General features: G+C 71.0%; 17 protein-coding genes and 1 pseudogene. 7 read left to right on the forward strand and 11 right to left on the reverse strand.

Annotated elements, in window-relative coordinates; all coding sequences use genetic code 11:
* Positions 1 to 74 precede the first annotated feature (74 nt).
* The 4 genes from ABZ914_RS07645 to ABZ914_RS07660 form a co-directional block, all read right to left on the reverse strand.
* Positions 75 to 800, reverse strand: a complete 726-nt coding sequence (locus ABZ914_RS07645) for a hypothetical protein (RefSeq protein ID WP_500192260.1) — start codon at positions 798 to 800, stop codon at positions 75 to 77.
* A gap of 28 nt (positions 801 to 828) precedes the next feature.
* Positions 829 to 1944: a hypothetical protein gene (locus ABZ914_RS07650; protein ID WP_500192261.1), complete on the reverse strand. Its 1116-nt coding sequence runs from the start codon at positions 1942 to 1944 to the stop codon at positions 829 to 831.
* 663 nt (positions 1945 to 2607) lie between these two features.
* Positions 2608 to 3015, reverse strand: a complete 408-nt coding sequence (locus tag ABZ914_RS07655; protein ID WP_500192262.1) for a DUF4328 domain-containing protein — start codon at positions 3013 to 3015, stop codon at positions 2608 to 2610.
* A gap of 12 nt (positions 3016 to 3027) precedes the next feature.
* A complete protein-coding gene (locus ABZ914_RS07660; RefSeq protein ID WP_500192263.1) occupies positions 3028 to 3312 on the reverse strand; it encodes a hypothetical protein in 285 nt (94 codons plus the stop codon).
* A gap of 707 nt (positions 3313 to 4019) precedes the next feature.
* Between ABZ914_RS07660 and ABZ914_RS07665 the strand changes: the two genes are divergently transcribed.
* Positions 4020 to 4826: an SAM-dependent methyltransferase gene (locus tag ABZ914_RS07665; RefSeq protein WP_500192264.1), complete on the forward strand. Its 807-nt coding sequence runs from the start codon at positions 4020 to 4022 to the stop codon at positions 4824 to 4826.
* A gap of 302 nt (positions 4827 to 5128) precedes the next feature.
* The gene (locus tag ABZ914_RS07670; protein ID WP_500192265.1) at positions 5129 to 6397 is read left to right on the forward strand and encodes a barstar family protein; all 1269 of its coding nucleotides are present in this window, start codon (positions 5129 to 5131) and stop codon (positions 6395 to 6397) included.
* 35 nt (positions 6398 to 6432) lie between these two features.
* On the opposite strand, the gene ABZ914_RS07675 is transcribed toward ABZ914_RS07670, so the two are convergent.
* The 3 genes from ABZ914_RS07675 to ABZ914_RS07685 all read right to left on the reverse strand — a co-directional run bounded on the left by ABZ914_RS07675 (position 6433) and on the right by ABZ914_RS07685 (position 9299).
* A complete protein-coding gene (locus tag ABZ914_RS07675) occupies positions 6433 to 7455 on the reverse strand; it encodes an LLM class flavin-dependent oxidoreductase (RefSeq protein ID WP_500192277.1) in 1023 nt (340 codons plus the stop codon).
* A 157-nt stretch (positions 7456 to 7612) separates the two neighbouring features.
* Positions 7613 to 8737, reverse strand: coding sequence for a hypothetical protein (locus ABZ914_RS07680; RefSeq protein ID WP_500192266.1), 1125 nt, complete (start codon positions 8735 to 8737; stop codon positions 7613 to 7615).
* Complete coding sequence (locus ABZ914_RS07685; protein ID WP_500192267.1) at positions 8730 to 9299, reverse strand: RNA polymerase sigma factor; 570 nt, start codon at positions 9297 to 9299, stop codon at positions 8730 to 8732. The genes ABZ914_RS07680 and ABZ914_RS07685 overlap by 8 nt, the downstream gene beginning before the upstream one ends.
* Before the next feature lie 252 nt (positions 9300 to 9551).
* Between ABZ914_RS07685 and ABZ914_RS07690 the strand changes: the two genes are divergently transcribed.
* Positions 9552 to 11810, forward strand: coding sequence for a hypothetical protein (locus ABZ914_RS07690; RefSeq protein WP_500192268.1), 2259 nt, complete (start codon positions 9552 to 9554; stop codon positions 11808 to 11810).
* Between the two features lie 218 nt (positions 11811 to 12028).
* The gene (locus ABZ914_RS07695) at positions 12029 to 12454 is read left to right on the forward strand and encodes a PH domain-containing protein (RefSeq protein WP_500192269.1); all 426 of its coding nucleotides are present in this window, start codon (positions 12029 to 12031) and stop codon (positions 12452 to 12454) included.
* Positions 12455 to 12510: 56 nt separating this feature from the next.
* On the opposite strand, the gene ABZ914_RS07700 is transcribed toward ABZ914_RS07695, so the two are convergent.
* Positions 12511 to 14199 (reverse strand): MFS transporter, encoded by a 1689-nt coding sequence (locus ABZ914_RS07700; RefSeq protein WP_500192270.1) that lies wholly within the window; start codon positions 14197 to 14199, stop codon positions 12511 to 12513.
* Between the two features lie 139 nt (positions 14200 to 14338).
* Positions 14339 to 15034, reverse strand: a pseudogene (locus ABZ914_RS07705) (acetoacetate decarboxylase family protein); the annotation flags it as partial.
* 17 nt (positions 15035 to 15051) lie between these two features.
* On the opposite strand from ABZ914_RS07705, the gene ABZ914_RS07710 reads away from it, so the two are divergent.
* Positions 15052 to 15789: a TetR/AcrR family transcriptional regulator gene (locus ABZ914_RS07710; protein WP_500192271.1), complete on the forward strand. Its 738-nt coding sequence runs from the start codon at positions 15052 to 15054 to the stop codon at positions 15787 to 15789.
* Positions 15790 to 15832: 43 nt separating this feature from the next.
* Here the strand turns inward: ABZ914_RS07710 and ABZ914_RS07715 are convergent, their stop codons facing one another.
* Together ABZ914_RS07715 and ABZ914_RS07720 are read right to left on the reverse strand one after the other, a co-directional pair.
* Positions 15833 to 19081, reverse strand: coding sequence for a tetratricopeptide repeat protein (locus ABZ914_RS07715; protein ID WP_500192272.1), 3249 nt, complete (start codon positions 19079 to 19081; stop codon positions 15833 to 15835).
* On the reverse strand, positions 19078 to 19575 hold the full coding sequence (locus tag ABZ914_RS07720) for a hypothetical protein (RefSeq protein ID WP_500192273.1): 498 nt from the start codon (positions 19573 to 19575) through the stop codon (positions 19078 to 19080). Before ABZ914_RS07720 ends, ABZ914_RS07715 begins: the two co-directional genes overlap by 4 nt.
* A gap of 359 nt (positions 19576 to 19934) precedes the next feature.
* On the opposite strand from ABZ914_RS07720, the gene ABZ914_RS07725 reads away from it, so the two are divergent.
* Both ABZ914_RS07725 and ABZ914_RS07730 read left to right on the forward strand, forming a co-directional pair.
* The gene (locus ABZ914_RS07725) at positions 19935 to 20624 is read left to right on the forward strand and encodes an RNA polymerase sigma factor (RefSeq protein WP_500192274.1); all 690 of its coding nucleotides are present in this window, start codon (positions 19935 to 19937) and stop codon (positions 20622 to 20624) included.
* Positions 20621 to 20878 (forward strand): hypothetical protein (locus ABZ914_RS07730; RefSeq protein ID WP_500192275.1); only part of this gene is annotated, 258 nt, incomplete at its 3' end. The genes ABZ914_RS07725 and ABZ914_RS07730, both read left to right, overlap by 4 nt.

A 20878-nucleotide genomic window follows, 5' to 3' on the forward strand; every position in this document is an offset into this window, starting at 1 on the left:
TGCGCGGATGCCCTTCTAGGTGAACTCGGCGTTTCCTGCCCTTGCTGACAGCCCATGCTTCCAGTCCGCCGACTTCAGATGGGCGGTATCAGATCGCTCCCGCTGATGGTGTACGTCAGCAGGGGATAGACGAAGTCCGTTTCGTTGTTCTCACGGCGCCGTAGCCGGTAGAACTCGCGCCTCTGCTCATCGTCGGCCAACGTGAGGCGCGCACTCTGCGGGAGGAACGCGTGCCCGTCGCGAAACCGAACGAGGGTCTTTGACGTCCGGAAGGTCACGCCCAGCCATTGGTTGTCGGTCGCCTGGGCGGACGGGTCCAGTACGATCTTGTGCTTGAGTCGCCGATTCGAGTCGGTGGAGAATGCGACGATGCTGTTGTGGCCCAGGGTGATCTCGAACTTCTCCTCACCGGCCCCCTTCGATTCGAAGATCAGCTTCCTCGATGGGCTCGCTTCGGCGTGCTGGTAACAGGAGAAGACGGCGATGAACGACCCGTCGGCCAGATCGAGGGCTTGGTCGGAATGGCTGCTCATGGTTTTGTAAGCGTTCGTGTAGCTCTCGATGAGGGCGTTGTTGAAGCCGACCGGAAGTGCCGCACGCTCTTGGATCTGTTGAGCTAGTCGTTCGTGCACCGTCCGAAAACGCTGCGTCGGGGTGCTGTATTGAGTGGTGGTACGTACGAGAGGCACGCCTTTCGCCTCGTCGACCCTGGTGAGCACGGCGCCGCGCCGGCCCTTTCCCACGTCTTCCAAACGAGTCGACGCCGACAGTTCTGCGAAGAGGTTCCCCTCGGACGGCAAGGCGTACGAAAGGATCTCAGTCGAGATGCTAGATCTGGGGGGCACTGTAGTCTCCCGTGTTCATGCTGAAGGAGAACGCGTTGCCGTAATCAATGAAGGACGAGGTCTTGTTCTCCTCGGCGTACAGTCTGCGCAGTTCGTTCATGCCTGCCGGGGTGGGCGGCTCCAGCTTCACCAGATCACCGTCGACTTTGAGGAATGTGCAGCCGTCCTTGTGGACGGCTTCGGCGCTCGAACAGCGCACCACATATCCCAAGCGGGTCGGGAGCAGGTCCGCGTCCAACGTCGAGGGGCGGATCTCGTGCGTGTACAGGCGGTTGGTGGACAGTGGCATGAAGAGCACGGATCCGGGATAGAGGGTCACCGTGAATTGCCGAGGGAACACGGCCTCGTCGCGTTCTCCGGTCGGCTCCTTGAGGCGAAAGTGCAGCTTGGTCAGACCACTCGCACCCTTCACACCGTAGTCGAAGGGGTCTTCGGCCAGAGGTTGCAGTTTGTCGAGCCGGTCATAGAAGGTGCAGAAGGCCATGATGCCGTTGACGGGCATGTCCTTGGTCTTGTCGGCATGCGCTGAGATCTTGGCCTTGGATTGCCTGCGCTCGTCCGTGGCAGGGGTGTTGTGGTAGATCTGAGCGAGGACGTGGTTCAGCGGCGCCTGGTTCCGGAAGACGGCGGCGGCCTCACGGTTCAGTGCCTCGACGATGCGCGTGTCGGTCGAGCGAAAGCCCTCGGTCGGCCCGGACAGATTCGTGGAGCACCGGAGCAGGCGAAAATGCAGTTCGTCACCGTTTCGCGTGACCGGCGTCAGATAGATTCCGCTGCGATGGGCTGTTCCAGGTTTGGTGGACTCCGTCAGGGACTGGAACGCATGCTCCGCACGGATCCGGTTGAAGTGATCGGAGTCGGGGTCGAAAAAGCGCCGATAGTACACGCCGGCGCCGTGTACGCGGATGGGAACCTGACCGAGGCCGATGAGCGCCCAAGATTCGTCGCCGTCCTCGTGATACCCGTGGGAAAGCTCCCGGATAACGAACACCCGGGCCGCCGCGTGCAGTTGGTGGCCGCTGATCCCGGATACGTCGCCACACAGGTAGACGGTCTTCTGCGCGAGGTCGAGGGAACTGGAAGCCAGATCCTCTTGCATGATCACGCATCCGAAAAAGTCCCGGATCAAGTCATGGTCTCGCAACGTCGAAGGCGCGACCAAAATGTTGCGAGTATCCTCAAGGCAGGCTTCTGCTGGTTCCGTCGTGTACATTGAGTTGTACCCGCCATTCGCGCTCTGGGACACGAACCCGCAGAGCCGACCGGATCCCTGCCGGTCCGTTCGCCCCGTTCTTTGGTCCCCGGACGGTAGAGAACGCAAGATTATCACCCTCCGGTCGGTCACGCCTTGGCTGAAGGATGATCGGCGCCGGAGGCATATTTACAAAGGTCGGCGAGCGTGTGCACGGCCTTCTCGAAGACGCCGGAGCCCTGTCGGCCTTCGTCGACGCGACACAGGTCGCCGGGAGGATCGGCGTGCGCTTCGCGGGCGCGGCCTTTACCGAGCCGCGGCAGCCGGGGGAAACTGTTGGCGGTGCGCGGCCGTCGTCGCGTACGAGGTGCATGTGTACGAGGGCATGGCCGAGCGGACGGAGCGCCGTGCAGGCTCGGGCGGCTCTCGGCGACCATCGCCGGGGTATGGAGGAACAGCCTCTCGAACGGCGCCTTCCAGACGTAGGTCGACCCATCCGGCCTGAACGGCTTCGTCCCCTGAGTCCGAAGCGCGTGCCGTCGACACCGGTAGGGTAGAGGTCAGTCCTGGTCAGGGCTGGTCCAGCGCGACTGGCGGCCGGAGGGGCGCGGGTTCACCGCCAAGAGCGTGCCCGTGAAGACCGGGCGCGCTCGCAACGGCCGCCGCCAGGCGGACGGCGTGGTCCTCCTGGAAACGCGTGAGCCGCCACACCACCAGCGCGCCGAACACGGCCGCGGCCACCCCGTCCACCGCGACCGGCACATAGAGGGTGAGCACGTTGCTGATGTGCCCTCCGGTACCGGCGAGCGTCAGCCGCGACGACAGCCGGACGCCCGCCAGATAGATGAGCCACGTCGCCCACCACGCGTTGACCTGCCAGATCGACGCGCCGGGCGGGGCGCTGGCGCGCCACACCGCGCCGACGATGGCGCGCGGAACACGCAGGTTCAGGAAGGGAACGAACCAGCCGAAGATCACCCATGGACGGCCCTAGCCGTCCGGGATGTCGATGACGTCGGCGTTCGTCCGTGCCCGCCACAGCCAGACGATCACGGGGACGGCGGTGAGGAGGGTCAGCCCGTACTCCGCGGCCGATCCGACCGCCAGGACGTCGCACACCCGGTCGGCCGTCGACGTGACGCCGCCCCCGCTGAGCAGCGCGATCGCCCAGATCGCCGTCCCGGCGAGGACGGCGAGCAGCAGCGCGTTCGCGGCGAGCCCGGCCAGCGCCGCCAGCGCCGCCGCTCGCGGCGGCTTGATGATCTGATGCGTCACGGGTGGACCGTACCTTTCTCCTCCAGGGAAAAACGAAAAGTGATCTTTGCAGAAGCGGCCGGTGCGCGGAACCGCACGGAGATCACAAGACAGTGACGCCTCAGGCCGCCGGTAATTTCGGCGCATCCGATTTCGGAAACGGATGTAGCTCACCGCGACTACGGAGGGTCGCGTTTCTCGTTCGGGCCGAACGCGAACCGAGTTGCCGACCGAGACCAACCGCCCCGAACGTGCCTTCTCGACCTGCTGAGTGACGGGCCGACGGCCTGCGTCCGGGTGCGGCGAGCTGCTGCATCACCGCCCATGTGCGTGCCGAAAACCACGGCCATGCAGATGAAATCGACGGGCCAGCGGGGCCTCCTCGATCAGCCGTAAAGGAAAGAGCGCCGAGAGTTCTGGTGCTGCGGCATCAGATCGGCGTACAGGAGCATCAGCTTGCTGAAATGCGGGGGGTGTTTCACTGCGGTGGGCGGCGCTGGCGGCTCTGCCGCACCGGCGGTTCCTGGCGGCGCTGCGGCCGGGCATGCGCCCCGTCCGACTAGTGAAAGGGCACCGCGGACGCCGTCCAGACCGGCGCCGACCATGCGTAGGTGCGACACCTGCTCGGCGCGTCGGACGGCGACACTGCCGTCTCAACGGAGTTGGCCTCCTGCCGCACCGTGGCTAAGCTACACGCACAACAGTTTGATCTTGAGCGGAGGCCATTCGTGCCCGAGGACGGTTCATCACCGGAGATCGACACCACTCGGCCGAGTGTCGCCCGCATGTACGACTACTACCTGCACGGCAAGGACAACTTCCAGGTCGACCGCGACGCCGCTGACCGGGTCGCGCGGGCCATGCCGGAGATCGGCGAGCTGGCCCTGGAGAACCGCTCCTTCCTGCGCCGCTCCGTGCGGTACATGGTGCGCCGGGGAATCCGCCAGTTCCTCGACATCGGTTCGGGGCTGCCGACCGTCGGCAACACCCACGAGGTGGCGCAGGAGATCCTCCCGGACGCCCGCGTCGTCTACGTCGACAGCGATCCCATCGTGCTGGTGCACGGGCGCGCACTGCTCGCGACCAACGAGTTCACCACCGTCGCCCAGGCCGACATGCGCCGGCCCGCGGACGTCCTGGAGCACGCCGCGACGACCGGTCTGATCGACTTCTCCGCTCCGGTCGGCGTTCTGATGATCGCCATGACCCACTTCCTCACGCTGGAGGAGCGAGAAGGCGTCATGGCGCCTCTGCGCGACGCCCTGGCGCCGGGCAGCCATCTCGCCGCGACGCACGTGACGACGGAAGGGCACGACGCGGCGGCCGTCGAGCAGATCGAGGCGGCCTACGCGGCCACCCCGACGCCCATCTATTTTCGCGGCAAGGCGGATATCGCACTGTTCTTCGAGGGCTTCGAGTTCGTCGATCCGGGGCTGGTCACCATCGACGCGTGGAACCCCGAAGACGATAAGACGGACAGGCCGGCCAAGGATGTCGGTAAATGGCTTTACGGCGGCATCGGCCGCAAAATCTGAGTCCACGCCACGCCGTTCGTCGAAGCGGCGGCGCATTTCCGCCTCCTATTCGGCCATGGGCGGCAGGCCCACTCGGGCGCGGCGGTCGTGCAGTCCGTCGGGATCCTCGATCGGCCGCAGTCCGTACCCCGGCGCCGGTCGGCGTGCTGGGCGAGCAGCCAGGCCTTGAGAGGCGAGAGGAAGGTCTGCGGGGTCGATGCGCGGACCCTCTGGTCCCGCGCGGCCCGGCGCAGCAGGTCCGCCCGCAGTCTCCGATCCACGACCCCGGTATCCGTCTCCGGGCTCCCGGTACGGTCGGGGTCATGACCGACCGCCTGGATCGATCCGACGACCCGTGGCAGCGGCGGTGGACATGGGACCGGCGGTTTCCACCGCGTTGGCTGCTCGTCGGATTCACCGGCGCACCGCAGTTTCCCGGCGACGACGCCCTGGCGTTGTGCGCCGACATCGACGGGTTGTTCGTCGACCTGCCGCCCCGTCCGCGGGAACGCTTCACCCTCCTGGACTGCGTGCCGGACGGCGCCCTCGCCTCGGTGCTCGACTCGCCGGCCTCCACCACCGCGGGGTCCGCACGAGCGTGGCTGGGCAACCTATGGCTGTCGCCCGGACCCGACGACCCTGCGGCACGGCGCGGCTGGATCGGTGAGCAGTTGCTGGACGTGACGGTCGTGGGCCACCGGCCGTCCAAGACGTCCCCGGAACACCTCGACATCGACCTGGAGGGCCTGGCCGATGTGCAGGACCGCACCGACGGTGTCGCCCGTCCCGACGACGTCACCGGATTGGTGTTGAGCGGTCCGGACGGCGCGCCGTGCGGTGCCTGCGCCGACATCACCGGCCTGTTCCGGGAACCCGCCGAGCCGCCGGTACCGCACATCACCCTGGTCGGTTGCCGGCCCGAGCCGCCGCTGCTGACCGCGATCGCCGCGGCACACCAGACGACGAAGGCCGGGCTGCGCCGCCGCCGGATGTCGGCGGACGTGGGAGCGGTCGCCGCCGACGGTTCGGCGGTACCTCTGGTCGGCGGCAACGTGTCCGGCACGGTCATGTCGAGCGTCCCGTCCGCGCTCGGCCCCGACCTCCTGGACGTCACCATCGCCGCCGACGCACGCGAACCGCACCCTGCCGCGACCCGCGACATCGTGGACCTGTGGTTCACCGGTCGGCCCACCGAACGCAACCTGTGGGCGCGCTATGACCGGACGCTGCGGCACGAGTGGGCCGGCGTGGCGCTGGCCCATCACCGCTACAACGACCCCGACCAGCGGGCAGGAACCGTCTTTCACCTCGACGGCCGCTTCGTCACCGACATCGAGGGCTTCTACTGCGCCATCGGTGAGGCGATCAACGGCCCAGGCGGCTACTTCGGCTGGAACCTGGACGCCCTCGACGACTGCCTGAGCGGGAAGTGGGGCGCCGCGGCTCCCTTCCGGCTGGTCTGGCACGACTCGGCGGTGGCCCGCCGGCACCTCGTTGCCGGCCACGACCGCCACCGACACGCGCCGGCGGCGCCCCTCGACACACTCCTGGAGATACTCACCGCCCATGGCATCGAGGTCGAACTACGCTGAACATCGACACGCGATGGGCCGGGGCGGGTGCGTCCTCAGCGCCAGCCGAGTTCGGGTGCCACGTGAGTCAGGATGTTCTCCAGGACGTGCACGTTGTAGTCCACACCGAGCTGGTTGGGAACCGTGAGCAGGAGCGTGTCCGCCGCCTGAATGGCCTCGTCGCCGGCGAGCTGCTTGACCAGCACGTCCGGCTCGGCCGCGTACGAGCGTCCGAAGACCGCCCTGGTCTTCTCGTCGATCATCCCGATGTGGTCGTCCGAGTCGGCGCTCCGGCCGAAGTAGGCGCGGTCCAGATCGCTGGTCAGCGCGAAGATGCTGCGGCTGACCGAGACGCGCGGGGTGCGTTCGTGCCCGGCGTCCTTCCACGCCTGCCGGTAGGCCTCGATCTGCTTGCGCTGCTGGACGTGCAGCGGCTCGCCGGTCTCATCGTCCTTGAGCGTGGAGCTCTGCAGGTTCATGCCCAGCTTGGCCGCCCACACGCTGGTCGCGTTGGAGCTCGAGCCCCACCAGATGCGGTCGCGCAGGCCCTCGGAGTGCGGCTCGACGCGCAGCAGCCCGGGCGGATTGGGGAACATCGGCCGCGGGTTCGGCTCGGCGAAGCCCCTGCCCTGCAGCACCATGAGCAGCACCTCGGTGTGCTTGCGCGCCATGTCGGCATCGGTGTCGCCCTCGGGGGGCTCGTACCCGAAGTACCGCCATCCGTCGATGACCTGCTCCGGCGATCCCCGGCTGATGCCGAGCTGCAGCCGCCCGCCGGAGATCAGGTCGGCGGCCCCGGCGTCCTCGGCGAAGTACATCGGGTTCTCGTACCGCATGTCGATCACGCCGGTGCCGATCTCGATGCGCGAGGTCTTCGCGCCGATCGCGGACAGCAGCGGGAAGGGAGAGGCCAGCTGCCTGGCGAAATGGTGCACCCGGAAGTAGGCGCCGTCGGCGCCGAGTTCCTCCGCGGCCACGGCGAGGTCGATCGACTGCAGCAGCGCGTCCGCCGCGGACCTGGTCTGCGAGCCCGGGCCGTCACTCCAGTGACCGAACGAGAGAAAACCGATCTTCTTCACACCGGCGTCAACCATCTCGACGCCCGCGAGATTCCAGCACGCCTGATCACGGCCGTGCCACGGTCATCGACCGTCGCACACCAAGCCCAGCGGAACCCCTCTGTTCAGGGCGCCGGCGCGGGGCTGCCGATCAAGCAAGGGCGGCCGGGCCCTGGCCTCAGAGGCGGTGGGCGGGCAGAGTGGGGACGGTGTCGGTCCAGCCCTGCCGGCGGACGAGGGTGTACCCGTCGAGCTCGCCCGCGACGCGGCTCTCCACGGCGAGGGGGCGTCCCGTCCGCGGGTCGATGATCAGCCTGGTGTTCATGGCTCCGGTGGCGGTCCAGAAGGCGACGCCGTGACGGCCGAGGCGGTCGGTGACGGTCCCATGGCTGCGGTCGATCGGAAGGCCGGCCAGCACCCGGTACAGGGCGGCCTGGACGGCGGGCGGCGCGGGGGCACCGACCAGCAGGTCGGTGATCTGCTGGAACGTGACGTCCGGCGGGGGAGTCCGGCCGGCCTTCGGTTCCGCCGCCGGGGTGATGGAGCCGAGCCACAGCTCGTCCAGCGCCGTCTTGAGCGCCGTGGGATCGGTGGGCAGCGCGGCGATCTGATCGAGGGTGATGGGAGCGCCCGCCGCGCTCGGATAGGTCGGTTCTTCCTGCCGGGTGGTGCGCATGGTGCGTTGCAGGGCGAGCGCCGCGGGTGGGGCCGCCCGCAGGCCGACGCTCATGCCGCGGATCTCGCACGTGCGGGGACGCGGCGCGCCCGTCCGCCGCCAGGCGCGTTCGTCGGTGCCGCTCAGCCTCCGGTCGGTGACCGCATCGACGACCAGCCAGCTGGTGTCGCGCCCGGATCGGGCTGCCCAGAGCCGGGCGCGGCACGTCGAGGAGAAGCGGTACAGGGGCTTCCCGGTGGGGGGCGGCGGCCCCGCCGCGGTGTCGCCCACGTAGCTCGCCGTGGTGTAGGTGCTGAGGTCGGCCGTCCAGTACCGTCCGGCCGCCGTGTCGCCTTCCTGGAGCGTCGTGGCGGCGGCGAGGAGGGCTCGGCGTGCCGACGGCGGATCGGTGTCCTGGCCGGTCGGGCGTGCCACGACGATCAGCCCGGCGGCCAGGGCCGCCGCCGCGACGATGGCGCCGCCGTACCGGACGCGCCGTCCGGGCGCGCGAGCGGGGACCCGGCCCGGTTCCGGTTCCGACATCGCCCGGGCGCGGATGCGCTCGAGCCGTCCGGGATCGGCGGGCGGGTCGAGCCGGTCCGGCCGGACGGCCGCCATCGTCGCCAGCAGATCGGTCTTCCTACTCATCGGTGTCACCCTCATTTCCCGGATCCGCGTCGCGCGTCGCGTCGTCGATGTGGCGGTCGAGGTGGCGGCGCGCCCGGTGCACGCGCATGGCGAGCGCGGGCCGGGAACAGCCCAGGACCTCGGCGGCCTCGCGCGGCGACAGCCCGTGCCAGCCGAGCAGCATCAGGACCTCGCGGTCCCGTTCGGGCAGCGCGGCCAGCGCCCGCAGCAGGACGTTCCGGTCGACGATCAGCTCGGCGACGTCCCCGGCGACCGGCGGCGAGGCCGCCGCCCAGTCGTGCAGTTCCGCGGCGATCAGGTCCTGCCGCACCTCCTGCCGCCACTGCTCCCGGATGACGTTGCGCGCGACGCCGATCAGCCAGGCCAGCGGGACGTCCGGCACCACGTCGCGCCGCCGCCACGCGATAACGAACGTCTCGCTGGCCACCTCCTCGGCGAGCGCGCCGCCGACCCGCGTCACCGCGTAGGCGTACACGCGGGCGAAGTACCGGCCGAACAGCTCGTCGAACCATTCGGTCGACCCTCGGTCCGCGCGCTCGGCGCGAGGCTCCCGACCGCTCACGCCACGCTCGTCCAATCCCGTCACACTGAGAAGTGAGCAAAACCGGCCCGATATCACCAGGGACAGGAAAAATGATCCTCCCTCTCCGGGAACGGTGCCGGAGACCAAGGACGCGCGGCTGCGTGCGGACGGCCGCGGGGGACGCGGCGACGCGCTGGCTCTCGACAGCCGTGGCCGCGGTGGTCATAACACCGGGATCCACCGAAAGGCCCTAGAGTCGATGGCTCCCGGTCACTGCAGGGAAGGTGCGCGATGGTGGGCTCTGTGGGATTGGACGCCGGCGCCGTCGGCGAATGGTGCGCACGTGCGTTCACCGGGGCGCCGACGGTGGCCGCGCGGTTGCCGGCCGGTTCCGGCAGAGCGCACGGCGAATACACGGAGCGGGCACTTGCCCTGCGCATGGGCGCTCTTGTGCAACAGGTGCCGCCGTATCGCGCGTTGCGCGGCCTGCAAGCGGTCGTTCCCTACGGGTGGGCGGACCGCATGGCGCGACGGTACGCATCGCACGCGCAACTGGTCCCGCCCTTCCGGGAAAAGGCCGCCGATATGCGGCCCACTGCGTACGGATGGGTCGACAGCCTGCGGGAACGGGACCTGAGGAAAGCGTTCACCGCGTTATCCAGCCCGCCGGAGCCCGGCCCGGTGGAAGCGGTCCTGTCCGAGCTGATCGACCGCGTCCGGCGCTATTTCGCCGCGCACTCGAGAGTCGGCGTGATCGGCGGCGCGGAGACGGGACTGGCGCGGCTCTGCCTGATGCTGGCCCGGTTCGAGGCGGGTGTGCTGCCGGAGGCGGACGCCACCGTCGAGCAGATTCACCGGAGCGTCCCCGAGGACGAGGTGCGCGAGCTGGTCGGCCTCGTCCGGAAGCTGCCCCGCGCCCTGGGCACCCGGCTGGGCGGGCCGGGCACCATGCGGGGCGTCGCCGAGCCTGTGTTCGTGCCCGGGCTCGCGGAGGGCGACCTGATGATCGGCGACACGCTGGTCGCGGTCAGCCTCGGCGGCGCGGCCGAGGTGGCCCGGCGGCTCCGGCACCTCGTCGCGCACGCGTGGCTCGACACCGGCGACCTCTACGGCGTCCGCGCGGCCGGGGTGTACCTCGCGGCCCCCGGCACCCTGGTGACCTGGCCGGTCGCCGACCTCGCCGCCCGGTTGCTGTCCGGCGCCGACCCGGACGCCGCCCGCGCCGAGTTCCGTGCCCTGGCCGAACGGGAGATCGCGGCGCCCAGGCCGGTGGCGCGTGCGGATGCCGCGCTCCGGCACCGGCGCGACTGCGCCCTGGTCGAGACGGCGATGCCCGCCTCCGGCGGGCGGCCGCGCCCCGGCTGGTCGGTGACGCCCAACGGACCGACCTGCCCCAGCCGGGACCTCGCCGAGCTGGCCATGCCGTTCTGCGCGGGCCTCCCCGACGGCTGGCGCCTCGACTACTCCGAGGACCCCTACGGCAACATGCCTCCGCACTGGGAAGTCGTCAAAGGGCGCCAGAAGTACCCTTCGCCCGGAACCGATGCCGACGGTCTCGCCCTCATCCACTTCTTCGCGACCGTGCACGAAAACCGGAGTGCGCCGGTCGAAACGGAGGAGCCCATTCGCGCGACTCCGATGAAGTCCACCGTCTACGGGCCGGAAGTGTGGACCACCGCCTTCGGCGCCGAGTGGACGTACTGGGACCTGTGGTTCAGCGTCGTGTGCGTCGCGGACCACAGCGGCGACTGGGACGAACTCGACGCGAGCCTCTTCGCGGAACTCGCCAACCGGGATTTCGCCGAGTGCATGTGGTCGCACCTGGTCGACCTCAGGAAGCGTCTCACCGCCGTCGGGAGAACCGCCGCGGATCTCGCCGGTGATCTGCCCACCGACCGCAAGACGCTGACCAAGGCACGATCGAAGGTGAAGAAGGGCACGGGTGTCCGGGACAAGGACCATTCACCCGCCATGCGCGACACCCCGAGCCACCGCCACATCGTTCGGGCGCACTTCGGCAGCTGGGATCTGTACCCGGTCTCACCGCGCCCGTTCTATGAACGACTTTCCGCGGCCGCCCCGTTCGACCTCGAAGCTCCGGGCTGGGGTATTTCGGCCTTGAAGAACGTCAGACCCCTGTTCGACAGGCTGAAGGAACTGGAGGACGAGCACGCCGACGATCCACCCGTTCTGCTGGCCGTCCGCCGGGCCGGGCTCACCGCCGCTTCGCTGGCCTTCCACCGTTGCGACGACTCCTACGGCGTACTCGGGGACGATACCTCCGCCGCGATGCTGCGCTTCACCCGCACCGACTGGCGCGCCACCGGCATCGACCCCACCGTGTTCTGGCGCGACGTCCTCGAAATCTTCGCCGTTCTCGCCAACTTCGGCGCGACGTACAAGCACGAGAGCGAGTTGATGGCGAATCTCGGCGCGGACCGCGACCGGGCGCTGCTCGATTCGCTGGTCGAGGACCTGCGCGCCTCGTACATCGCCGACCGGCTCGACTGGTTCGCGAAGGAGGTCGCAACCTTCCGGAATTCCTTCTAGGAACCGACCTAGGAGGATGTGCTCGTCAATGACCGTGCGCTAGTGGGCCGCTGCGCGCAGAGGGCCATCTGCGGGCGGGGATCGGTGCCCGGGATCCGGAATCCGCCTGGTCGGGCATCGTCCGCCGACGACTCGGGTTCGTGCGACCGGTCTTCGAGCTGCTAGACATCTGGCGCATGGAACAACGAACCGTGCGCTGTCACCGCTATCTGCTGATCATGACAGCGCTGGTGGTGTTCCTGGCCGTCAGTGCCGGCCTGCTGGTGCGAGCACTGCTCCAGGGGCTGGCGTACCTGGAGACGCTCGGGGCGATCCTCCTTCTGGCCGTTCTCGCCGGGGCCCTCGTGACGGCCGTTGGCGCGCTGCGCAGCCGCGCCATCGTCGACGGCCAGGGCGTCACGGTCGTGGGTGCACTGCGCCGGTGGCGTTACGCCTGGGACGACGTCACCGAGATCACCCTGCACGCATCGCTGCGCTACTGGGAGGTGTACCTGCGCACGGCCGACGCCGAGCGCCGGATCTTCTTCTACCCGGTGGGGGTGTTCGCTCCTCCGGCTTCCGGGGAGCGCTACTCCACGCCCCCGCCCTACACCCCGCCCGGCCTGGCGAGGCTCTACGCGCGCCTTACCGGGGTCCGTGGCTGAAACCCGGCGGAGCACCCGCGTCCCCGCCCGTGGCGGCCATCCCGGGCTGAACAAGATCAAGCCACACGTCCTGAGCTATATGCTGACCTGCGCAGATTTCGCCTAGCAGGATCGAACAGGGTGACGGGACAGCGATGCCGACGCACGAGTGGACCATGGCCAATGACGATCACGGCTCGCGTCCGCGCCCCAGGCGGAGGAAGTACTTGATCTTCGCCTTGGGCTTGGCGGGGGTCCTGGGACTGTTCGCCGTGCTGTACCTGATCGGTGGGCAGAAAGGAAGCGCCCAGTCCCTCGGCCCGAAGAGCTACAGCACCCACGTGGAATGCCAGGTGAACACGTCCGGATCGCAGGGCACCGTGACGGTCAGCGGCACGATCACGGGCAATGCGACGCGCTACGCGGTCACCGTCGAGGTTCTGGACGCGGCCTCTCACCAGCGGATCGGCTTGCAGACCTTCGAGGTTCGAGGCTCGAAGACCTTCGGCGGAACCACCCCGGCGCAGGCTCCGATCGGACCCGCGGGCATCGAATGCAAGATCACGAAGGTCGCCTAGGACGCCGTCTCCTACGGTGCCGGTCTGGCGGATGTCGGCGCGCGGTCCTCGGCACCTGAGGCGGGGGAGGGGGCGCCGGCCTCCTCCAGGCTCACGCCATTGGTCTCCGGGGCCCACAGGGCGGTGAAGACCATGCCCAGCAGCAGGGTCGCGGCCGTGGCGACCATCACGGCGCCGACTCCGCCGTGGTCGAGCATGACCGGGAGCAGGAAGGTGCCGGCGGCCGCCCCGACGCGGCTGATCGCCGCGGTGACACCGAGGCCGGAGGCGCGCAGCGCCGAGCCGGGGGAGGACGGCCAGCCCCAGCAGCGAGCCCACCACCGCGAAGGCGAGCGGCAGCACCGTGCCCCAGAACTCGTCGCGGACGTCCAGGGCGTTCAGGACGTCGGGGAGGAACACGAACAGGGAGAAGTTCGGTACCGCGAGCGCCGTCCAGAACAGGCCGCCGACCAGGGTCCGGCGCCACATGGCGCGGCCGAACAGGTCCCGCCAGGGACGCTGCTCGGCGGTGTCCGCCGCTTCGTCGAGCGACACGTTGGAGCCGAGCCACCTGTCGACGACGGCCCGCGCCTCGGTGCCGCGGCCCTTGCTGATCAACCAGCGGGGCGACTCGGGCGCGCCGGCGCGCATCAGCAGCACGACCGCCGCCGGCACCGCGCTGGACGCCAGCGCCCACCGCCACCCCTCGTCCCCGGCCTCCCGGACGATCACGTAGCCGACCACGGCCGCGGCCAGGTAGCCGACCGCCCAGAGCGCGTTGAGGGAACTCATCACCGAACTGCGCAGCTTGCGCGGGGTGAACTCGGCGAGCAGCGCGGGGCCGATGGCGTAGTCGGCCCCCACGGCGAGCCCGAGGACGAGGCGGACCACGCCCAGCTGCGCGGGGCCGGAGGCGAAGAGCTGGAGCGCCGAGCCCACCAGCAGGAGCAGTAGGTCGAAGGTGAACAGCCGCTGGCGTCCCACGCAGTCGGTCAGCCAGCCCACGACGATGCCGCCGATCACGACGCCCAGCAGCGGCGCGGCGGCGACGAGGCCGTCCCACCAGGAGTTCATGCCGAAGCGCGCGGGGATGGCGGGGAAGGCGAAGATGACGGCGCCGAGCAGGTAGCCGTCGATGAACGTGCCGCCGCTGACGATGGCGGCGGTTCTCAGGTGGAACGGCCGGAGCGGCATGTCGTCCAGTGTCACGGAAGGTGGCGATGGGCTCATGGGGGTCACCCGTTCGGAGAAGCGGACAGGGCGAGCGTTCCGGGACGGGAGCGACGGCCGGACCGTGCGGGGCGGGGGACGTGGTGCGCGGGGGACGTGGTGCGCGGGGGGAGCGGTGTCAGATGGCCCGCGAGTCGACGACCTCGCCGAGCGGGAAGTCGAAGGCGTGGCGGTCGACGCGGGCGGCCAGCACGTCGAGCCCGCCGAGGACGTCGAGGTCGTCGCGGGGCCCGCTGGTGACCTCCAGGGTCGCGGTCGCCCGCGTGCTCTCGTACTGGACCGCGTTGGGGTAGTCGATCCGGAGGACGTCGGCGTGGTCGGGGACGCCGAACGGCGTGGGCGCGTAGTGGCGGACCTGGAGGCTGGACGGCCCGATCGGCGGGTACCCGACCTCGTCGGGCCAGCCGTCGGCCGCCTGGTCGCCGAGGGTCACCGTGCTGCGGAACAGCAGGTCGCCGTGGCGGCGGCAGTCCAGGCGCAGGCGCGGGCCGTCCTGCTCCCAGACGAAGTCGCCGCCCTTCTTGGGATACGACCAGTACTCGCGGCCCGCGGCGAGGCCCATGTCGAGGTCGATGTACTCCAGCACGCAGCACTTGCCGGTGTGCTCTCCCACGCGGGCCGGGACGCTGACGGCCACGTTCTTGCTGTCGGCGTAGCCGTCGACGTCGCCGATGAGGAGCCAGCTCACCAGGATGACGTCGCCGGCCGGCTCGAGCGGCGCCGGCAGCAGCCTGCCGGCGAGCCCGTCCTCGCCCCGGCAGGCGAGCAGGACGCGGGTGCAGTCGGCGAAGCGGTGCGGGGCCGGCCGGACCGGCGATGCGGGAGTGTGCGATGGGAATCCTGGGCGACGAGGGGTGGGCCAGGACGGAGGCGGCCCTGGACCAGGAGGGGGACGCGTCCCCCGACCTGTCCCGCGTGCTGCGCCACCGCCCCGCCCAGCGCCGCTCGCGCCGCAGCGTCCGCAAGATCATCCAGGCCGCCGACGCCCTGCTGCCCGAACTCGGCTACGCCGCGATCACCGCCGCGCCCTGGCCCATCGTGGAGCGCGCCGGCGTCACGGCCGGCGTGTTCTACCACTACTTCGAGAACGGCGCCGCCGTCCTGGAGGCCCTGAGCCTGGTCTACTTCGACCAGGCCAGGATCATGATCGACCGGCTCGCCGGGCGGTCCTTCGCCGACTGGGAGTCCGCGCTCGACGCGGTGACCGACACCTTCGCGTCCTTCTACAGCGAGCCCTCGGTGCACGAGCTCTGGCTCAACGACCGGCTGCGCGAGACGGCCGGCGAGGTGTCGGAGCGGATCAACGGCTACATCGCCGACACCATCGCCCGGGTCCTGGAAGAGGTCTCCGGCGGCGAACTGTTGCTGCGGCCGCCGGCGCTGCAGATCCTGCGGACGCTGGGGGACGACCTGCTGCACTACGCCTTCAGCAGGCCGCCGGAGGAGACGGACGACTACCTCACCGAGGTGAAGATCGCCATGCGCAGTTACTGCCGGACGATGCTCGGCGGCCCCGACGCCGCGCTGCGCCGCGCGAGCGCGCCCGGCCGGATGACCCTCACGCCCTGACCGGCGCCGCGTGCCGGCACAGCCCCCGACATCGTGGCCTCGTTCACGGGATGGCCAGGTCCAGGACGGTCTGCGCCGCCTCGTCGAGGGCGCCGGCTCGTGTCAGACGGCGCACCCGCCTGGCGTCTTTCCAGCGCAGCAGTATCCAGAGCATCCGCTTGGCGACGTCGAGCGACGCTTCCAGGCGAGGCGAGTACACGTCCGGGACGGCCTCGGTCAACTCCCGGTGCAGCGCCACGGACTCGCGGATGGACGCGAACCCCCCGATGAAGTCGCGTCTCCGGCCCTGGGCCACGGAGAGGGTGTAAAGGGACATGGCGAGGTAGCGGGTGAAGCTCCCCGGATCGCTCGCGGCCAGCGGCCGGCACAGGTCGACGGACTCGCGGGCGGCGTCCAGCGCGTCGCGTCCGCGTTTCAGCTCGCCCAGGATCGCCGCGAGGTTGTTGAGCGTCTCGGCGAGATCGGCCTGGTAGGCGCCGGGCGTCGCCTCGGCCAGGTCGCGGTGGATCCGTACCGACTCCTCGGTGACCGCGGCCGCTTCCTTGTTCCGTCCGGTCTCGGAGAGAACGGCGCCGAGGTTGCTCAGCGACATCGCGACGTCCGCCGTGTACGCGCCGGGGGTCGCCTCGGCCAGCCGCCGGTACCGGTCCACGGCCTCCCGGGCCGGCGCCAGCGCGTCCTGGAAGCGCTCCAACCCGATCAGCCTCGTGCTGAGGTTGCTCAGCGAGTTGACCAGTTCCGGTTCGAACGCCCGGGGATGGGCCTCGGCCAGCCGCCGCCGGATGTCCACCGCCTCCCGTGCCGCGTCGAGGGCCTCCTCGAACCGTCCCAGCTGCCCCAGCCTCGTGCCGAAGTTGCCCAGCGCCACGGCCAGGTCGGGCTCGAACGCGACGGGGTCCGCGGCGGCCAGCCGCCGCCGGATCGCCACCGCCTCCACGGCGACGTCGAACGCTTCCTCGTACCGGCCCAGTGCGGCCAGATCGATGCCGAGGTTGTTGAGGGACGTGGCGAGACCCGGCTCGAACGCGGCCGGGTTCGTGCGGGCCAGCCGCCGCCGGATGTCCACCGCCTCCCGCGCGGCCGCCGCCGCCTCCTGCCGCCTCCCCACCGCATCCAGCGTCGTGCCGAGGTTGTTCAGGGTGGCGGCGAGCCCGGGCTCGAACGCGGAGGGGTCGGTGTCGGCGAGCCGCCGCTGGATGCCGACGGCCTCCTGGGTGGCCGCGAGCGCCTCCTCCCGGCGGCCGAGCTTCCACATGTTGCCGCCGAGATGCTGCAGCGTCGCCGCCAGATCCTCCTCGAACCGGGACGGGTCCGCCTCGGCCAGCCGTCTGCGGATCCCGACGGCCTCCCGCGTCGCCGCCAGCGCCTCGTCCCGCCGTTCGAGCGCCAGCAGGATCGGGCTGAGGTTGTGCAGCGAGGTGGCCAGGTCGGGCTCGAACGCGGCGGGGTCCGCCTCGGCGAAGCGCCGCCGGATGGCGACGGACTCCTGGACGGCCTTCAGCGCCTCCTCCCGGCGGCCCAGTTGCAGGAGCGTCCCGCAGAGGTCGTTCAGCGACATGGCGAGGAGGGGTTCGAAAGCCTCCGGATCGGTGCCCGCCCTGCGCCGGTACAGGTCCACCGCCTCGGCGATGGCTTCGAGGGCCTCGCCGTGCAGTCCGGCGTTGCCGAGGCGCACGCCGAGCTCGTGCCGGATGCCGGCGATCCGGCCGGGATCGCGGACGGTGGCCAGCCGGTGGGCGGCCAGGCGCCGGGTGAGCGCCGCGATGCCGACGTCCAGGTCGACATGGCGGCGGCCGGGCACGTGGGGCTCGATGGCCTCCAGGACGCCGACGGGCACCTCCGCCGACTCCGCCAGGGACGCCAGGGCCGTGCCGCCCGCCTCCAGCGCCAGGCGCGGCCGGTCCCGCAGCAGCGGGTAGACCTGGTGCACGGCGACGCGGCGCCACCTCCGGCCCGTCTCGATCAGCGTGATCACCGCCTGCCGGGTGTAGGGGAGCGCGCCGGGGCCGTCCCGGTCCGGCGCGAGCAGCCGGACGGGCGCCGTGGACGTCCACGGGTCGGTGGCGTGGTAGCCGGCCTCGTCCTCGGCGCCGGGCAGGGTGAGGGCGAGGAAGTCCTCGCCGAGCCGGTCGGGGTAGAGCGGTTCCAGGAGGAGCGCCGGATCGGCGGGCGGGTAGCAGCGGGAGTGGTCGCGCAGGATCCCCTCGCGCGCCGGTGCGGTGTCGGCGACACCGGTGCGCGCCAGCGCCGCTTCGGCGTCGGCGGGCGGGAGCGGGCGGGTGAGGACTGCGACGTACACGGCCTTCCCCATCGTCGCCGCCGGTGTCCCTATAGGGCCGTTCCCGTCGTCGTGGGACGAGCGCCAGTGGTCGTGCTCGCGGTCCAGCAGGTAGGACGACAGGCGGGCCTGATCGCCGCCGGTGGGCGCGGCCGTCCCGCGGGAGGCGGCGTCGACGTCGGCCAGCGCCCGCATGTGCAGGGTCAGCGGCGAGGCGAATCCCGGGTCGTCGAAATCGGCGGGGCCCGCGATCGCGTCCGGATCCGGGACGTCGAAGATCTCCGCGAAACGGTTCCGGGCGGCGGCGTACATCGCGGACCGCACATCGGACCCGCCGGGGAGCGCCCGCATCCGCACCGCCTCGGCGTCCGGCATGTCGAGCTTGGCGAACTGGTGCGCGAGGCCCTGCCACCAGGTGCCTGCAGGTCGTGCCAGGAGCAGGACCCGCAACCGGTCCCGGGCCGCGTCGCGATGCCGGCGCACCAGCGCGACCAGGTCGCCGAGCGGCCACCGTTCGGCGTAGTCGACGACCAAGACGAGGCCGGGCGCCCGCACCGTCAGGTGCACGTCGCCGCCGTCCGCGGCGGCGACCTCGCTGACGTGGCGCGCCAGGGCGACCGTCCATCCGGCGGCCGCCGTCCGTGCGGCGAACTCGGCGGCGAGCCGCGTCTTGCCCTGGCCGCCCTCGCCGTGGACGAGCCGCACGGACAGTTCCGTCCCGGCGTCCTCCCGCCACGCCTCCAGCAGATCCAGTTCCGGCCGAGGGAAGTACGGCACCACCTGGTGGCGGGCCATCAGCAGGCGGCTGGGGACCCGCGCCAGGTCGGGCAAGACCGTCGCGGGGCCTGGCAGGGGGAACGGCTCCACGCGGTAGGGCGGTGCGCCGCGGTAGATGTAGTTGTACTGGTCGCCGTGCTGCACCGCGTTCACACTGCCATCACCGGCCGCCGCGACGTTCTGGGTGAACACCGGGCGGTCGGGTCGTCCGGTCGGGTCCGGCCCGCGATCGGTCACGCCTCCGCCTCGCCATCACCCGAACCCGCGCCGCTCCCGTCCTGCGCGGGTCGTCCCGGAGCGGGCGCGTCCATGTAGAAGGTGTACTGGTTGCCGTGCTGCACCGCGTTGACGACACCATGATCGTCGGCGGTGTTGTTCTGCAGCCAGACCCGCTGGGTGACGGGCAGCTCTCCGCTCACGTCGTCGATCAGCGCGCGAAGGCCGGCCTCGGACTCGGGGAGTTCACGCAGGAGCGCCGCGAACCGCCGCTTCCACGGCCCGACGAGGTCCCGCCGCGCGCCGTCCGGATCGTCCTCGCTCCGGACGAGTTCCGCGTCGCCGTCGAGCTGGGCCTCGACCGCCGACGCGGCCCGCCCCTGCCGGTGGAACAGCCGGGCCGTTCTGGTGCGGGTCGCCTGCCACGCCTCGGTCGCCATCGCCGCCACCACCGTCGTGGCGCCGGTCAGCGCGAGCGCCTCGACCACAGCCTGAGCGTCCTGAGGGTCCGTCATCGATATCCCCTTAGAGCGAGCCCGCCCGCCGACCGGTTCTCCCGGCGAGGACGCGGGAAGCGCGTCACGCCGATAGGACGTCTCGCCCCCGCTCACCGGTACTCCCGCGCGTCGTCCGCTTCCGGTCAGTCGCAGCCCCACCGGGCGCGATCGCGGCCGCCGGCGGGACCTCGGCACGCGTCCCGCTTGATCACCGACCAGGCGTCCGGGATCGCGCTGACCGTCCGTGCCGCCGAGCCGTCATGACGCGAGCGTGTACTGCAAGGGGAACCCGTTCCGGGCGAGCGAGGAATCATCCATGACGGATCCCCGGCACAGGAGGCCAAAGTGCACAGAACGACGACCCGGCGGGGACGGACGTGACTCTCATCGACGAACCGGACCGGTGCGTCGCCGCCGCGTCCGAGGACCCGAACGGGTCAGGTGCCGTCGGTGCCGATCCGGTCGCGCACTCCGGCGCGGAGCCCGGGGACGCGGTCCTCATGGCGCGGTCGCTGGCGCAGCCCGAGCAGTTCGCGCCGCTGTTCCACCGGCACGCGCCCCGCATCCACCGTTACATCGCCCAGCGGCTCGGGCCGGACGCCGCCGACGACCTGGTGGCCGAGACGTTCCTGGTGGCGTTCCGGAGCCGGCACCGTTTCGACCCCGGCCGCACCGACGCCCGGCCCTGGCTCTACGGCATCGCCACCAACCTCATCGCCCGGCATCGGGCGGCCGAGGTCCGCACGTACCGGCTGCTGGAACGCGCCGCGCCCGCCGGCGGCCCCGCCGCGCGGTCCGGTGACGAGGTGGGCGAGCAGGTCGCCGACCGGGTCACCGCGCAGAGCCTGCACGGTCCGCTGGCAGGGGCGCTCGCCGGGCTGCCCGCTCGCGTCCGCAACGTCGTGTTGCTGGTCGCGTGGGCGGACCTCAGCTACGACGAGGTCGCCGAGGCCCTGGACATCCCGGTCGGCACGGTGCGGTCCCGGCTGCACCGCGCCCGCCGCCGCCTCCGCGACGCGCTCGGCGGCGCCGACCCCACCCTGATCTCGGAGGAGGACACCCCGTGAACGAGCTGGACATGCTGCGCGCGGCGCAGCCCGACGTGCCCGCACCGAGCCGGGAGTCGCTCGACGGCGCCCTCGCCCGGATCCTCGCCGACGGGCCGGAGGCCGGGCCGACCGGCCGCCGCGCCGCGCTGCCGCGACCGGGCCGCCGGGCGGTGCTCGCTGCGGGAATCGCCGCGGCCGCCGCGGTGGCGGTCGGCGTCGTGCCGGTCCTCGGCGGGCACGGCTCCGCGCCGGCCGAGGCCGCCGTCGTGCTG

Source organism: Spirillospora sp. NPDC046719 (genome assembly GCF_040645715.1).
Taxonomy (GTDB): Bacteria; Actinomycetota; Actinomycetes; order Streptosporangiales; family Streptosporangiaceae; genus Spirillospora.